13 protein-coding genes are annotated in these 15,333 nt (G+C 45.2%); 4 read left to right on the plus strand and 9 right to left on the minus strand.

All coding sequences use genetic code 11. The features are described 5' to 3' along the window. Positions 1–207: 207 nt before the first annotated feature. The 3 genes from lipA to dnaX form a co-directional block, all read right to left on the minus strand. Positions 208–1,092: a lipoyl synthase gene (gene lipA / locus IM450_RS13940; protein ID WP_104397741.1), complete on the minus strand. Its 885-nt coding sequence runs from the start codon at positions 1,090–1,092 to the stop codon at positions 208–210. Positions 1,093–1,392: 300 nt separating this feature from the next. Beyond that, positions 1,393–1,716, minus strand: a complete 324-nt coding sequence (grxD, locus tag IM450_RS13945) for a Grx4 family monothiol glutaredoxin (protein WP_002739803.1) — start codon at positions 1,714–1,716, stop codon at positions 1,393–1,395. A gap of 87 nt (positions 1,717–1,803) precedes the next feature. After that, the gene (gene dnaX / locus IM450_RS13950; protein ID WP_287666438.1) at positions 1,804–4,212 is read right to left on the minus strand and encodes a DNA polymerase III subunit gamma/tau; all 2,409 of its coding nucleotides are present in this window, start codon (positions 4,210–4,212) and stop codon (positions 1,804–1,806) included. A 242-nt stretch (positions 4,213–4,454) separates the two neighbouring features. On the opposite strand from dnaX, the gene IM450_RS13955 reads away from it, so the two are divergent. Then, a complete protein-coding gene (locus IM450_RS13955) occupies positions 4,455–6,677 on the plus strand; it encodes a molybdopterin oxidoreductase family protein (RefSeq protein ID WP_287666441.1) in 2,223 nt (740 codons plus the stop codon). 49 nt (positions 6,678–6,726) lie between these two features. On the opposite strand, the gene IM450_RS13960 is transcribed toward IM450_RS13955, so the two are convergent. From IM450_RS13960 to IM450_RS13980, 5 genes are all read right to left on the minus strand, one after another. Beyond that, positions 6,727–6,978: a hypothetical protein gene (locus IM450_RS13960; protein ID WP_287666444.1), complete on the minus strand. Its 252-nt coding sequence runs from the start codon at positions 6,976–6,978 to the stop codon at positions 6,727–6,729. Positions 6,979–7,234: 256 nt separating this feature from the next. Then, the gene (locus tag IM450_RS13965; protein WP_002803970.1) at positions 7,235–7,798 is read right to left on the minus strand and encodes a helix-turn-helix domain-containing protein; all 564 of its coding nucleotides are present in this window, start codon (positions 7,796–7,798) and stop codon (positions 7,235–7,237) included. A gap of 163 nt (positions 7,799–7,961) precedes the next feature. Beyond that, a complete protein-coding gene (locus IM450_RS13970) occupies positions 7,962–8,858 on the minus strand; it encodes a tRNA (5-methylaminomethyl-2-thiouridine)(34)-methyltransferase MnmD (RefSeq protein WP_287666448.1) in 897 nt (298 codons plus the stop codon). Further along, the gene (locus IM450_RS13975; protein WP_287666451.1) at positions 8,818–9,612 is read right to left on the minus strand and encodes an alpha/beta fold hydrolase; all 795 of its coding nucleotides are present in this window, start codon (positions 9,610–9,612) and stop codon (positions 8,818–8,820) included. The genes IM450_RS13970 and IM450_RS13975 overlap by 41 nt, the downstream gene beginning before the upstream one ends. 312 nt (positions 9,613–9,924) lie before the next feature. Next, positions 9,925–10,524, minus strand: a complete 600-nt coding sequence (locus tag IM450_RS13980; protein WP_287666454.1) for a superoxide dismutase — start codon at positions 10,522–10,524, stop codon at positions 9,925–9,927. Between the two features lie 419 nt (positions 10,525–10,943). Between IM450_RS13980 and psbH the strand changes: the two genes are divergently transcribed. From psbH to glgB, 3 genes are all read left to right on the plus strand, one after another. Then, positions 10,944–11,138, plus strand: coding sequence for a photosystem II reaction center phosphoprotein PsbH (gene psbH / locus IM450_RS13985; RefSeq protein ID WP_002736544.1), 195 nt, complete (start codon positions 10,944–10,946; stop codon positions 11,136–11,138). A 104-nt stretch (positions 11,139–11,242) separates the two neighbouring features. Further along, positions 11,243–11,491 carry a TatA/E family twin arginine-targeting protein translocase gene (locus IM450_RS13990; RefSeq protein WP_002743526.1) on the plus strand — a complete coding sequence of 83 codons (249 nt, stop codon included), beginning with the start codon at positions 11,243–11,245 and terminating at the stop codon, positions 11,489–11,491. Between the two features lie 357 nt (positions 11,492–11,848). Continuing rightward, positions 11,849–14,128, plus strand: a complete 2,280-nt coding sequence (glgB, locus tag IM450_RS13995; protein ID WP_287666457.1) for a 1,4-alpha-glucan branching enzyme — start codon at positions 11,849–11,851, stop codon at positions 14,126–14,128. Between the two features lie 645 nt (positions 14,129–14,773). On the opposite strand, the gene IM450_RS14000 is transcribed toward glgB, so the two are convergent. After that, the gene (locus tag IM450_RS14000) at positions 14,774–15,175 is read right to left on the minus strand and encodes a fasciclin domain-containing protein (protein ID WP_002803963.1); all 402 of its coding nucleotides are present in this window, start codon (positions 15,173–15,175) and stop codon (positions 14,774–14,776) included. Positions 15,176–15,333: the final 158 nt, after the last annotated feature.

The raw sequence follows: 15,333 nt of genomic DNA on the forward strand, positions 1-15,333 counted from the left end.
ATGCGCGGGGGTTTGGGGGCGGCGCCACGCCCCCAACGGGGGGTTTGGGGGGTAGAACCCCCCAAAGGCTTGGATTGAGTGATAAAATCGAAAGTAACGCCCAATTTTAGCCGAGAGTTTCCCCGTAAAAATCCCAACTTGGTAGATTTACAAAAATTAACTTAAAACTTACATCTGATAACTGATAACTGATCACTGATAACTGATTTACTCTCCCGCATGATAGGAACTGCGGACTAGAGGTCCAGATCTAACTTGGGAAAAACCCATTTTTTGGGCAATTTCTCCCAACTCGCTAAATTCTGCGGGAGTCCAATATTTCTGTACGAGCAAATGTTCCAGAGAAGGACGCATATATTGACCAATAGTAACTCGATCGCAGTCGATCGCGCGTAAATCTGCCAAAGTCTCGATAATTTCCTCTTTTGTCTCACCGTGACCGACCATTAGGCCAGATTTCGTCGGAATCGATCGATCGATTTCCTTAACATAACGCAAAACCGCCAAAGAGCGATCGTATTTAGCCCCGCGTCTAACCGGCTTTTGCAAACGGCGCACCGTCTCGATATTGTGATTGTAACAGGCAGGTTTTGCCCCCACCACCGTCGCCACCCGTTCCTGTTGACTTCCCTTACCTCCAGCAAAATCCGGGGTTAACACCTCAATTAAAGTGTGGGGATTGAGTTCGCGAATGGCTGTCATCGTCCGCACAAACCAACTGGCCCCGCCGTCTTCCATATCATCTCTGGCCACAGAAGTCAAGACAACGTAACTTAAATTTAACAATTGCACCGCTTCCGCCACTTTTTGCGGTTCCTCCACATCAAGAGGCATGGGTGCATGACCCTTATCCACTTGACAAAAAGCACAGGATCGTGTACAGGTGGGACCCATCAACAAAAAAGTCGCCGTACCTTGGGCATAACATTCGCCGCGATTGGGACAGCGACCCTCCTCGCAGATAGTATGAATGTTCCTTTGTTTGATAATGCGCTGAACCGTGGAGATTTCGCTAGATTTGCCGAGTGAACGCCGTAACCAAGGAGGTAAAGAGGTGATTTCCTCGCGCCACTGTGGGGGTATATTGGACATGAGAAGTTAACTAATGTTGGGGGTTGGGGATTCCAGTTATCAGTTTCTGAAGGCAAGGGGCAAAAGTAAAGAACCTGGCAATTATCCTACCTAAAAATAAGGTTAGAAACCAAGTACATCAAAGCTTTTAGCTTAACAAATTAGTTTTTAGATTCGGCCCTTGTTAGCAGTTAGCAGTTAGCATTTATCAGTTTTTAGTGGACAGTCTTAAGTAGAAAATTGCCGTCTTTTCACTGTTTACTGATCACTGTTTGGTAGGTTTGGACTAGGTTAGGATAGCTAACCTAACCTAGAAAATTTTTAGGAAGCTAAGGCTACCTCGACTATTTGTTGTAGTTCCCCATTTTGATAGAGTTCGATCATAATGTCGGAACCACCAATAAACTGACCGTTGATATAGACTTGGGGAATAGTCGGCCAATTGGAATACTCCTTAACTCCTTGTCTTAACTCCTGATCTTGCAGAATATCGACAGTTTCGTAGGAAACCCCCAGAATATTGAGAATTTGTATGACGTTATTCGAGAAACCACACTGAGGCATTAATTTATTGCCCTTCATGAACACAAGAACTTTGTTATTCTGGATTAATTGATCGATTCTGGCCTTAGTTTCGGGTGTCATAGGTCTAGTAGCTAGAATTTGAGCAAGAATAGCCAATCCTGAGACGTGGCATATCCTATTAGTTTAGCACAAGCCGTTGGGATAGCCTTAAAAAGGAAGGTCTTCGTCCTCCTCCAAACTATCTAAAATTTCGTTAACATCAGGTCTCCCGCGCACGATAGTCATATTTTCCAGAGACTTATTAACTTTAGTTTCTGCGGCCGAATTTTCCGGCAGTGAATAACCCATATTGACCACTTCACCATCAAAAGATTTCGCTAACTTTTGAGCGGCCGCCAAAATTTCACTAACATCGACATCTTGATCTAATGTCTCTAAAGATGAATCAAAATTTAAGATTTTTTGGGGCAGTTCTGTGCTAAGAGTTTTTGGGGTTCCCGATGCTGTGATCTTTGCTTCTTTTTTCTCGATAATTGCTTCTTTGACCGGGAGAATATCCACCGCGGTCATAACTTTATTTTCGGGAGTTATTGGTGGGGTTGGTGCGGTTTCCGGTGGTGGTTGTATCCTGGCTGCCGGGGATGGGGAAACTTCCGCAGCCATGGCAGCAGTGGCGGAACCTACCTGTAAATGAACTTTAATCCGGCGCCGAAAAACTGCCTCGAAAGCTGACTCAATATTAGTCAATCGTAGCCGGGCCATTTTTAATAATTGTTCCGAAGATATACTTAAATAAGCGCTCGATTCTTCCATATTAAAAAGACTGCCGTGCTGACGCAAGAGAGTGCGAGTAGTGGGGGGTTCCATTACTTCTAAAACCTGCTGCCAAATTTGTTCATGATTGTCATCACTGGCAACAGTTTTAACCTCAGTTTTCGGCACTTCGACCCTAGTTGTCGGGGTGATAACTGGCGGTTTTATCGGTTCATTAACCGGCGCTGGTGCTGTGATCACTTCAGGGGGCCTCTCGACGCTGGTTTGGGGACGGGAAGGCGCTACCGTGGCAACTAGAGGAATCACCTGTGCTTGCGGTAACAGTCCTAATAGAGTGACTTCTAACCAGAGACGGGGTTGAGTGGTGTTTTTTAGTTGTGTTTCGCTGTCTTTAAGCAGTTGTTGACCGCGGAGAATTTCCTCTAAAGACCAAGTACGCGCTTCCGTACATAATTCCTGCCAAGTGGGAGCAGTGACAGCCACCATTTCTGGACGATTAGGGGCAGTTTTGGCTAAAAGTAGGTTTAAATAGAATCCCGCTAGATTTTGCAAGACGATTAAAGGTTCCTTACCGCGATTCATCAGATGGCGACATTGTTCGATAACTTGATCAGGAATATTGCCATGAATGACTTTAAGCAGGGTTAAGAGGTCTCTTTCGGGGACTGCACCGACCAAATCCCAGACTCGCTCGGCCGTAATCGTTCCTGCGAGTAAACTTAATTGATCGAGGAGACTTTCGGCATCGCGTAAACCACCGTTAGCGATCTGAGCCACAAGGGTTAATGCTTCTAGGTTAATATCGATCGCTTCTATTTGGGCGATTTTTTGCAGGTGTGCCACCATCGCATCGAGAGCAATACGGCGATAATCAAAGCGTTGACAACGGGAGATGATGGTAGGCAAGACACGCTGAGGATCGGTGGTAGCAAGCACAAAAATCACTCGATCCGGCGGTTCTTCCAGAGTTTTCAGCAAAGCATTAAAGGCCGCCGTACTGAGCATATGGCAGTTATGAACTAATAACCCATTGGCAACAAAATTATGATTGTCCTCCACTTCTAGGTCATAGACGCTTTCTGTGTCACCTTCTTGAATCCCTATCACTTCCTCGAAATTTGTCAGCCATTGAGGGGATTTTATGATACTAGGCGTGTATTGCACCGCAGCCACATTCACAGGTGATAGGATCTGATCGCCGATTTTGAGATTTTTTGCTTGTATCCATGCTTTTTCTGTTCTAATCAAATGATTACCAGTGCAATTAATCGTCCGATTTCTGGTTTGAATGGTTAAAGTTGCTTTTACGCCTCGGTTTAGCCATCGCAGGACTTTTTTATATTCCCACTCTCCGCTGCTCTCGTTGTAACTGAGAACTCGTTTTCCGAGAATCTCAGGATGATTAATGGGGATTAATCCCGTTTCGGTGAAAACAAGGCTATCCCCAGTCAGGCATTCATCGATGACATAGACTTTATAACGACATTGGACGGGGGCAAATTGCGATCGCTCGATAATTTCCCGAATGTTATCCACACCGGTATTACTAGCGGCATCAATTTCGATCACGTCTAGGGCCGAACCATTGGCGATCGCTTGACAGACGGAACATTTACCGCAGGGAATCGGCGTCGGATGGTCACTAGACAGACAGTTGAGGGATTTGGCTAAAATTCGCGCCGAGGAGGTTTTCCCCGTGCCTCTGGGTCCAGTAAATAGGTATGCAGGAGCGATTCGCTCACTGATTAAGGCATTACTCAGGGTCGTGGCGATCGCTGATTGTCCCACCAAATCGGCAAAGGTTTGGGGACGATACTTATGATGTAGAGGTTCGTAGGTCATGACTGGCTGAAAACTTTTTCCCCACCCTAGAGACTACTATTATCCTATGCCGATTCTTTTTCGGCACGAGAACAAGTGTATGCTTTTGATCTAGACAGGTTTAATGCGCGATTTGCATCACGAAAATGGCAATTTTGCTAAGGCATCTAATAAATTGTATTAATAACTACAATTTCGCCGAGAAAACCTGACGACTATCTTAGTATGCCTAAAGACAGCGCCACCAATCAGACCAACTGCTTATGACTGAATCTACAAAAACCCAATGTCCTTACTGTGGAGTAGGTTGTGGTTTGACAGTCACCCCCCCCGCGTCGGCCGGACAAGCATGGAAAGTCTTCGGGGACAAGTCCCACCCCTCCAGTCAAGGTATGATCTGTGTTAAAGGGGCTACCGTAGCGGAATCAATCGATAAAAATCGCCTCAAAACCCCGATGATCCGCGATTCTCTCCAAGAGCAATTCCGTCCTTGTACCTGGGAAGAAGCCCTTGATCGCATCGTTAACCGCATTCAAACTCTAATCGCTCAGGGGGAAAAGGAAAGTATCTGTTTATACGGTTCGGGACAATTTCACACCGAAGATTACTACATCGCCCAAAAACTGGTCAAAGGCTGTCTGGGAGTCAATAACTTTGATGCTAATTCCCGTCTCTGTATGTCTTCGGCCGTGGCCGCTTATCGGGACAGTTTCGGTTCCGACGGTCCCCCCTGCTGTTACGATGACCTAGAATTAACCGATTGTGCCTTTCTGGTGGGGACAAATACGGCCGAATGTCACCCCATCATCTTTAACCGTCTGCACAAGTATCTCAAACGCAACCAACAAGCGAAATTAATCGTCGTCGATCCCCGCAGCACCAAAACCGCCGAGGCCGCTAATCTCCACCTAGCCATTAACCCCGGGACCGATATTGACCTATTTAACGGTATTGCTCACCTGTTACTGAATTGGGGGGCGATCGATACCTATTTTATCGATAAATGTACCCGAGATTTCCACAAATACGCCGAAATTATCCGCCATTATCCCCCCGAAATAGTCGCCCCTAAATGCGGTATACCCATCGAGGATTTAGAACAGGCTGCCCGCTACTGGGCCGAATCGAAAAGAGTGCTTTCCCTCTGGTCGATGGGTATCAATCAATCCAGCGAAGGCACGGCCAAAGCCCGCACTTTAATCAATTTACACCTAATGACGGCTAATATCGGTAAGCCCGGGGCCGGTCCTTTTTCCCTAACCGGACAACCCAACGCCATGGGAGGAAGGGAAGCCGGCGGCCTCTGCCATCTTCTGCCCGGTTATCGTTCCGTCAAAAATCCCCAACACCGGGCCGAAGTGGAACAAGCTTGGGGTTTACCTGCTGGTCGGATTTCTCCCGTCCCCGGTCGCGATGCTTGGAGTATGATTACCGGTTTGGAGACGGGAGAGGTGAAATTACTTTGGATTGCTGCCACTAATCCGGCCGTTAGTATGCCTGATCTAAAACGCACCCAGGCAGCCCTGTTAAAATCACCTTTTACTGTCCATCAGGATGCCTACTATCCCACAGAAACCAGTGTCTACGCCCATTTATTACTGCCAGCGGCCCAATGGGGTGAAAAAACGGGAACAATGACCAATTCTGAGCGCATGGTGACGTTAAATAAGGCTTTTCGTCCTCCCGTCGGTCAAGCTAGGGCCGACTGGCAAATTTTCGCCGAAGTTGGTCGCCGTTTGGGGTTTCAGGCACAATTTAATTTTCAGGATTCGGCCGAGGTATATTCCGAGTTTGCCCGCTTGACATATAAACGTCCTTGTGATATGACGGCGATTAATTATGAGCGCCTGGCCGAGACTCCCCGACCGTGGCCCGATTCCATCGATGAAATTTCCGCCCCTAAAACCGCTAATTCTGGGGAATTACTAGGGAATTTAGTTAAAGATGAAAATAAAAGCCAAAAAACAGCCGCAAAACGCCTTTATACCGATGGTAAATTTAACACTGCCGATGGTCGTGCTGTTTTCGCCGCTTACCACAGTAAAGGTCTAGCGGAACCCCCGGACGCTGATTATCCCCTAGTTTTGACCGTGGGGCGTTTGTACGGTCACTGGCACACCCAAACCCGCACCGGCCGCATCGAGAAAATTGTCAAAATGCACCCCGCACCTTTTCTGGAAATTCATCCCCAAGATGCGGCAAAATTGGACATAGAAGCTGGGGAATGGGTGGAGGTGCGTTCTCGTCGCGGTTTTGCCCGTTTTCCCGTTTTAATTACCAAAGCAATTGCTCCTAATTGTGTCTTTGTGCCGATGCACTGGGGGGCTTTATGGGCAGAAAATGCTGAGGCCAATAGTCTCACCCATCCGGCCGCTTGTCCGATTTCCCTGCAACCAGAATTAAAAGCTTGTGCCGTCAAATTGATCCCGTTGAAGTTTTTAGTTAATGCCGAATTATCTCCCGGTCAATTTCTGGCAACTCCCTAATCAAATAAGGGTTTTGATCCTAAATCCTGTTTTGAAAAGTTGATAACAATCAGCCATAAGTTAGCCAATGATAGTTAGTCAAGTTTTTAATTTCATTAGTGATTGTTTCGAGATACTGACAACGAGTTATCAGAATTTCTGACCTTTCTTCAATCGTTTCAAAATACTCATTAACCAGAGGTTCATCTACTAGAGACCACAATCTCTCGGCTGGCTGTAGTTCTGGTGAATAAGCAAAGTAGAAAATCGAGCATGATTCCATCGGGAACTTCAAGTTTTTGACTTCTATGCCACTGGGCATTATCTTGTACTAATAGGACAATTTTTTCTGCCGATAACCCGACATCTTGTGCAAAAGATTGATAGACTAAACTTAACCATTGATGATTAACTCTTGGGATTAAATACCAGAGTGTTTTCCCTGTTTTCGGCTCAACAAATCCCTAAACATATAATCATTCATAACGATGATGCACTAGGGCAGAAGGCTTTTCTTCTATTGGTACCCAGACTTTTCTAATGATTGGTTTTAAGCCAACTCGATGTTCGTCAAAGAATCAGACTTCTCCCTGAGAATTGGGAAATTTATCTCTTAATTCTTGGACTTTTACTGTTAAATTTTGCTGAAATTTTTCTTGTTCAACTGGGTCTACCTTTTTATGTTTTCTCCTGGGTTTTTGACAAGAATATCTCGACTTTTTTAAGTAATCCCATCCCCTTTGATTCCAAACTTTTTCTCGTCCCGTTTCCTTTTCTATCCATCGGGCTACCTTCGGACCTGTCCAGATTCCTCCATCCGCAGGACGTTCTTTCAGTTCTTCTTTTAATTTTTGAAATTGTTCTTCCTTCAATAAAGGTTCTTTTCCTCTCCGATGTTCCGCACTTTTTTTCTTGAGATTTTTAACTCCTTCTTCTCCTAATTCATTATATCTTTTGAGAATTCTAAAACTATACTGATAATCTAACCCCACAGCTACTGCCGCATTTTTGATTGTCCATCCTAACGATATTTTCCACAATAAGTGCCATCTTCTTGTTTCCACTGAGTCTTGACTGCTTCTGTATCTATCTTTCAGTTCCTCTGAACTTAGATGTTCGGCTAAGTAAGCTTTCTTGGGCATTTTATCTCCTCGTCTTTACTCGTTTTATTATAACAGGATTTAGTATGTGTCCCTATTTCGATTTCTCAACGTTTGTTTCTGGCACTTTTCCTGAAAAAAAAGTCCCTAAACCGTTTTCTAGCAAGGTTTTCACTGATATTCAGCCAACCCTAACTACATATTCTCATTCCGAGATTGCGATCGAACTAACCGATCTTTGCCAACGTTTTTTCCAGTGGCTAGTCGGTTCTAAGTCACAGAGTGCCTGTTCGCTGCGACGACGTTGTATAATCACTTCGGCTGGGTCGCTTAAAGTCGCGTCTCGATAGGGAATAGCGGCCTTAGTTTGCAGATGTTCCCATTCCTGTGCCGATAGAGATGGGGGTAAGGACAAAAAACTGGCTATTGTCCCTGGCGATCGCCGCCCGACGCTATCGGTGGCCCCAATCTGCAATCCTGCTAATTGTAAAGCCCTTCGCACCGAGGCAGCACAGGAATAGGTGACTAAATAACCCGTCGGACTCAGGCATTTGGCCACTAAAGCTAAAAACTCCACCGTCCACAGTTGCGGACATTTACCCGGGGAAAAGGGATCGAGAAAAATTGCCTCTGCTTGAAAACCCGCGTCAATCACCTTGGTTATCGTCTGTCGCGCATCCCCGATTAACAGTTTAGCCGTGAGATTAGGCAAGTCTAGCCGGTGATTATGGGCAAAATCGCTTAAATATTCGGGAATTGGTTGACTCCAACTATTTAAGAGCTTTTCTCTAATAGCTGCTAGGGGAACCACTCGATCGCTTTCCAAAGCTAATAATTCTACCCGACAATCCCCCCTAACTTGCCAAATGGCCGCCAAGGCCGCGGCGGTATTATACCCTAAGCCGTAACAAATGTCAAAAATTTTCAGATTATTGCTCTGGTCTGCTTTTGCTGCCAGACGACTAGAGAGGATAAATTTTTTCTCGGCTTCTTCCCTTGCCCCGGAGGTAGAATGATAACATTCGCCGAATTCGGTCGAAAAAAAGGTAGAAGAACCATCCTCAGTGACTTTTTGCGGGTAGACTTCGGGGGAGACAAGCATGGTGATGGAGAATGTCTTTGAGGTGAATATCGGTTTCCAGCAGGCAAGCGTGACCACTATTGGGCAGAATCGTTAATTTTGCGGCGGGTAACTGCTGAATTAGGCGTTTAGCCTCCGCTACCGATGGTAACAGTCGGTCGCCTTGACTGGCTATCACTAACACCTCCAATTGCAGAGCTTTTAACTCGCTGGCACTAACCTGAAACCGTTGTAACTGGGATAAACGCCAGCTAATCGTCTTCGGTGGGACGTATTGCATGGCTTTGAGGAGAGAGCGGCGATCTTCCCGGGATATTCGACCGAGAGCGGCCAGAAAGGGTAAAATAGTCAGGGCCGAGCTGCCGTGGATGAAATCGGGCATTATCTGGGTGATACCGATTCCCAAGCTTAAAAGAGGTCTTTGATTAAAAGAAGAAGCAGGGTTAATTAAAATCAGTTTTTTAATTAATTTTGCTGATTTTGTCGCTATTTTCAAGGCTAAACAGCCGCCAAAAGACTCACCGCAGAGATAGACTTTTCTCGATTGTCGCTTTAATTCCTGTGTCAATAAAGCAATCACGCAATCGCTTAATTCCTCCCAATTACCGAGATATTGCGGGGAAATCGCCAAACAACGCAGATCGAAGTAAGGAGCAAGGTTGTTAATCTGACGATGGTATAGTTGGCCGCTGCCATCCATTCCGGGTAAAAATACAAACAGGGGATAATCGGGACGGGGATGACGGGGAATAATCCAACTGACAGGTTGTTCCATGGTGCGAGAAGCGCGCTCGATGTTAAAAAAGTTTTTTTTAGTTATCTATTTTAAGGATAATTAATATTAGAGAGATTTGCCAATTTTAAGAGTAGTATTAACCCCCAACCTATGGATGGTTTTTCTCTGCTCCCCAACCCCTGATAGCTGATAACTGATAACTGATAACTGATTAAGTAGGTAGGCACAATTATTTGTAGGATGGGTTAGCGGTAGCGTAACCCATGCGGGAGTTGGGTTTCATGCTTCAGCCCAACCTACGTTCATTTTATATTTAATTCCACCCACCTACTTAACTGAGCCAAATTTTTTTTAGGCTGCGGCTAAATTAGCAGCCACGAAATCCCAATTAACCAACTTGGTTAAAAAGTCGCTGATGTAATCGGGACGACGATTTTGGTAGTCGAGATAATAAGCGTGTTCCCACACATCCATAGTTAAGAGGGGAACCTGTCCGGCGGTTAAAGGATTGTCAGCGTTGCCAGTTTTGGTAACTTTGAGAGTACCGTTATCGAGAACCAACCAAGCCCAACCACTACCGAATTGAGTAGCGCCGGCGGTTTTGAAAGCTTCGACAAATTTCTCGAAACTGCCGAAATCTGCGTTAATTTTAGCGGCTAAAGCACCGGTAGGCGCACCGCCACCACCCGGTTTCATGCAGTCCCAATAAAAACTATGATTCCATGCTTGGGCGGCATTGTTGAAAACCCCAGCTTTAGAGGCATCACCGGCAACCTTAACGATAACTTCTTCTAAAGAGAGAGTATCGAGTTCCGTATCTTTGACCAAACCGTTATAGTTATTGACATAAGCGGCGTGGTGCTTGTCGTGGTGGAATTCTAGGGTACTTTTGGTGATGCAAGGCTCTAAGGCAGTGTAATCGTAGGGTAAAGGGGGAAGTGTGTAAGCCATCTGTGGTTCTTTATATCCTCTCTTGAGAGCTTGTTTAAGTTAGTGTTGATAAAACTTTACATCCTCGATCATAGCACCGAAGGAGACTTGATCAGTGATTAGTGATCACTGATCAGCTTTTTCTCCCTTCTCCCCCATCACCCCAACTCACACCCCACACCTAACCCCTATCGACCATCTCCTAAATCCTGAGAAGATTACCAAACAATGTTAGAATAATTGCCGTACTGTAGGCGCTTGCAGATTCTTGTTCTTGTGGGCGTGGCAGGGCAGGCGAAAAACGATTCCGTTCGGAATTAGACCAAAAAAGCTCCACTGGCAACAGCAGTAGATTTTATCTCACTGGGTTGATCGGTTGGCAGTTCGTCAAATTACGGATCAATACAAAATTATCATTTACAGATCTTTCTTGGTAACTTATGGCACAGCGTACACGCTTAGGTGAAATCCTTCGTCCCCTCAACTCAGAATATGGTAAAGTTTCTCCCGGTTGGGGAACTACCTTGCTGATGGGAGTGTTTATGGCTCTGTTTTTAGTCTTTTTGCTGATTATTTTACAGATCTACAACTCCTCCCTAATTTTAGAAGGATTTAATGTAGATTGGGGTCAGTAAGCAGATTCCAACAATCTTGTGGGCATTTTTGGCCGCAGAATTGTCCCGCGGACTTTGGCAGGTGGGTTATTGCCCACCGCGATTTTTTTATTAGGAGCAGAAAAATGAATATTTTTGGGATTGGATTACCAGAAATGGGGTTAATTCTCTTGATTGCCCTGCTAGTTTTCGGACCGAAAAAATTACCAGAAATCGGTCGCAGTTTAGGCAAAACGATTCGAGGATTTCAAGAAGCATCCAAGGAATTTGAAAGTGAATTTAAGCGAGAAGCCCAGCAGATTGAAGACTCGGTAAAAATCAAAGCTGAATTAGAAGAAAGTCAATCTCCTAGGGATCAAACTCGTTCCAGTTAAGAACTGTGTAGAGATGTAAAGTAGGTCAAATTCGAGGCTATCCGCTAGATTAACATCGAGAATGACCAGAGCCGGATTAAATTGGCAGTTTTACCATAGACCTCTTGTAAAAATCAAAAATTGTTGTTAGGGTCAGGAGTCGGTCGTCGGTCGTCGGTCGTCAGGAGATTATTTTATTTATTCTTCCCACTTCCCCACACCCCACACCCCACACCCCATACCCTACCCCCACGAAAAACTTTTTCAGCAGACCCTAAGTAGGCAGAATACATCATTAGTTTGAGAATTCCCAGAAGGCAGGGAAAAAATGACTATTTCCTTGCTATAAGTATTGTAGATGTCAAGAGTGGTAAATGAATGTCTATAGTGGTATCCCCCGAACAAGTCCATCAAATCGTCAACAACCTCCATCACGATCCCTTTGAGGTTTTGGGGGCCCATCCCCTAGAAGAAGAAGGAAAAGTAAATAAATGGGTTGTCAGAGCCTATTTACCGAAAACCACGGCCGCTTGGGTTATTTTACCGTCCCAAAGACAAGAATATCCCATGACGACCGCTTATCATCCCCATTTTTTCGAGTGCGTCATCGATATCGGTGAACTGAACAATTATCAATTACGCATTCACGAGGGGGAACAGGAACGGGTCATCTATGATTCCTATGCCTTCCGTTCTGCCAAACTGAGCGATTTTGATTTACATCTGTTTGGGGAGGGCAACCATCACCGCATTTATGAAAAATTAGGGGCGCATTTAGCTGAAATCGAGGGTATTAAAGGGGTTTATTTCGCAGTTTGGGCCCCTAATGCCCGCAACGTCTCGATTATTGGTGATTTCAATAACTGGGATGGTCGTGATCACCAAATGCGGAAACGTAATAATATGGTCTGGGAATTGTTTATCCCGGAAATCGGTGTTGGCACTAAATATAAATACGAGATCAAAAATTGGGAAGGTCATATTTACGAAAAATCTGATCCCTACGGTTTTGCCCAAGAAGTACGCCCGAAAACCGCCTCGATTGTGGCTAATTTAGATAGCTATACTTGGAATGATAGCGATTGGATGGAAAAACGCCGCCATAGCGATCCTTTAACTCAACCGGTTTCCGTCTACGAATTACACCTCGGTTCTTGGCTGCACACTTCTAGTGCCGAACCCCCCCGTTTACTTGCCGGGTCCGGGGAAGCGGTTCCCGTGTCGGAATGGAACACCGGGGCGCGCTTTTTGAGTTACTACGAGTTAGCCGAAAAACTGATTCCCTACGTTAAAGAATTAGGTTACACCCATATCGAATTATTACCGATCGCCGAGCATCCTTTTGATGGTTCTTGGGGTTATCAAGTGACGGGTTATTTTGCCCCCACCAGTCGCTACGGCAATCCTGAAGATTTTATGTATTTTGTCGATCAATGTCACCAAAATGGCCTTGGTGTGCTAGTGGATTGGGTCCCCGGTCACTTTCCCAAAGATGGCCACGGGTTAGCTTTCTTTGATGGTACTCATCTTTATGAACACGGCGACCCGCGCAAAGGGGAACACAAGGAATGGGGAACCTTAATTTTTAACTACGGTCGCAACGAAGTCAGAAATTTCCTCGTCGCTAATGCCCTATTTTGGTTCGATAAGTACCATATTGACGGTATTAGAGTTGATGCGGTGGCTTCTATGCTCTATCTCGATTATTGTCGTAAAGATGGGGAATGGGTGGCTAACGAGTACGGTGGCCGGGAAAATTTAGAGGCCGCTGAATTCCTGCGTCAAGTCAATCATGTAATTTTTAGCTATTTCCCCGGAATTCTCTCTATTGCCGAAGAATCCACCGCTTGGCCGATGGTGTCTTGGCCCACCTATATGGGCGGTTTAGGCTTTAATTTGAAGTGGAATATGGGCTGGATGCACGATATGCTCGATTATTTCGGCATGGATCCTTGGTTCCGTCAATTCCATCAAAATAATGTCACTTTTAGTATGTGGTATAACCACAGCGAGAATTATATGCTGGCTTTGTCCCACGATGAAGTGGTTCACGGCAAAAGTAATATGATTGGCAAAATGCCGGGGGATGAGTGGCAAAAATTTGCCAATGTCCGGGCATTATTTAGTTATATGTTTACCCACCCCGGCAAGAAAACCATGTTTATGAGCATGGAATTTGGTCAGTGGAGTGAGTGGAATGTTTGGGGTGATTTGGAGTGGGGTCTTTTGCAGCATGAACCCCATCAACAGCTAAAACGCTTTTTCTCAGATTTGAACGCCACCTATAAGAGTGAACCTGCTTTATATACCCAGGATTTTGGTCAGGATGGCTTCGAGTGGATCGACTGTAGTGATAATAGTCATAGTGTCGTTTCTTTCCTGCGCTGGAGCAAAAATTGGCAGGAGTTTCTGGTGGTGGTCTGTAATTTTACTCCCCAACCCCACAGCCATTATCGCGTTGGTGTACCCCATCCCGGTTTTTATCAGGAAATCTTTAACAGCGATGCGGGTAAATATGGCGGTAGTAATATGGGCAACCTCGGCGGTAAATGGTCGGAGGAATGGTCCTATCATAGCCGTCCCTACTCGATCGATCTCTGTTTACCACCTTTAGGGGTTTTAGTTCTCAAAATCGATCCTCATGCTTCTGGGGAATAGGGCAGCTTTTTTCAGTGTTGCCAAAGGCACGGCGTAGCCGTCCAGTAAACAGTTATCAGTGAACTGAAAACTAACATCTGATAACTGGTAACTGATAACTGTTTACTGATAACTGATAACCCCTAACAAAAAATTTTAGAGGTCATCTTGCGGAAAGTGGCCTCTTTTTTGGCTGAATTTTCCAGAAACTATTAAGTTGTTAGATTAGCGAGCAGTGTTTGCACCCATTCTTGAGCGAGTTCTTCCACGTTACCATTACTGTCGAGATGGCTAAGAATATATTTTTGTCGTTGGTGAGCTAATTCCGCGAGACTACCGATATGAACAAAACTTTCTGGTAAACGATCATTCTCAAAGGAATATTGACCGACGTGGATAAACCGGCATTCTAAGGCGAAAATTAATCAGGGGGAGAAACTGGTTAACCATTTTTCATCTCCCTTAATATTTCCTTACTTTTTCGTTAATATTTATGGTAGCAAAGCCATTAGATGGTCTGAACAGGTGCGGACAAGAAAGTCCAGAAAGTGGGCATTTTCCTCCGTTGATCATCGTAGCCATAAACAAGCAAAAGTTTCTGTATATTTGGTTACTAAATAATACAGATTTGCCCTGGATGCAGCCCGGGGAAAAGCCGGTCAAAAACTAACCCATCAGGATCACCGTATCGATGACGTGGATCACACCATTATCCGCCTCGATATTACCCGCCACCACCGTGGCATTTTTCACCTCAAAACCTTCGCTACAATCGATGGGAATCGGTGAACCCTCTAGAGAAGTCACTACAGCCAATTTTGCCAAATCTTCCTGCATATATTTGCCCGCAACGACGTGATAGGTGAGAATTCGGGTTAATTGGGGGATATTCTGCACTAGGGTTGTAATCGTCCCGGGGGGCAATTTGGCAAAAGCTTCGTCGGTGGGGGCAAAAACCGTGAAGGGGCCGGGACTTTTTAGGGCATCCACAAGATTAGCGGCTTGTACCGCCGTCACTAGAGTTTTAAAATTATCGGCACTGACCGCAATATCGACAATATCTGCCATAAACTTGACTCGATCCTCAAAAAAATCATCTATTTCAGATTTTAAACTTAATCTTGTCCCAAAGATCGTTCTAGATAAGTAGGGTGTGGGAATTATGAATTATGAATTATGAATTGGGGAAGTGGGGTGTGGGGTGTGGGGTGTGGGGTGTGGGGAAG

Origin of the sequence: Microcystis sp. M083S1 (assembly GCF_020246405.1) — a bacterium.
Lineage (GTDB): Bacteria > Cyanobacteriota > Cyanobacteriia > Cyanobacteriales > Microcystaceae > Microcystis > Microcystis aeruginosa_C.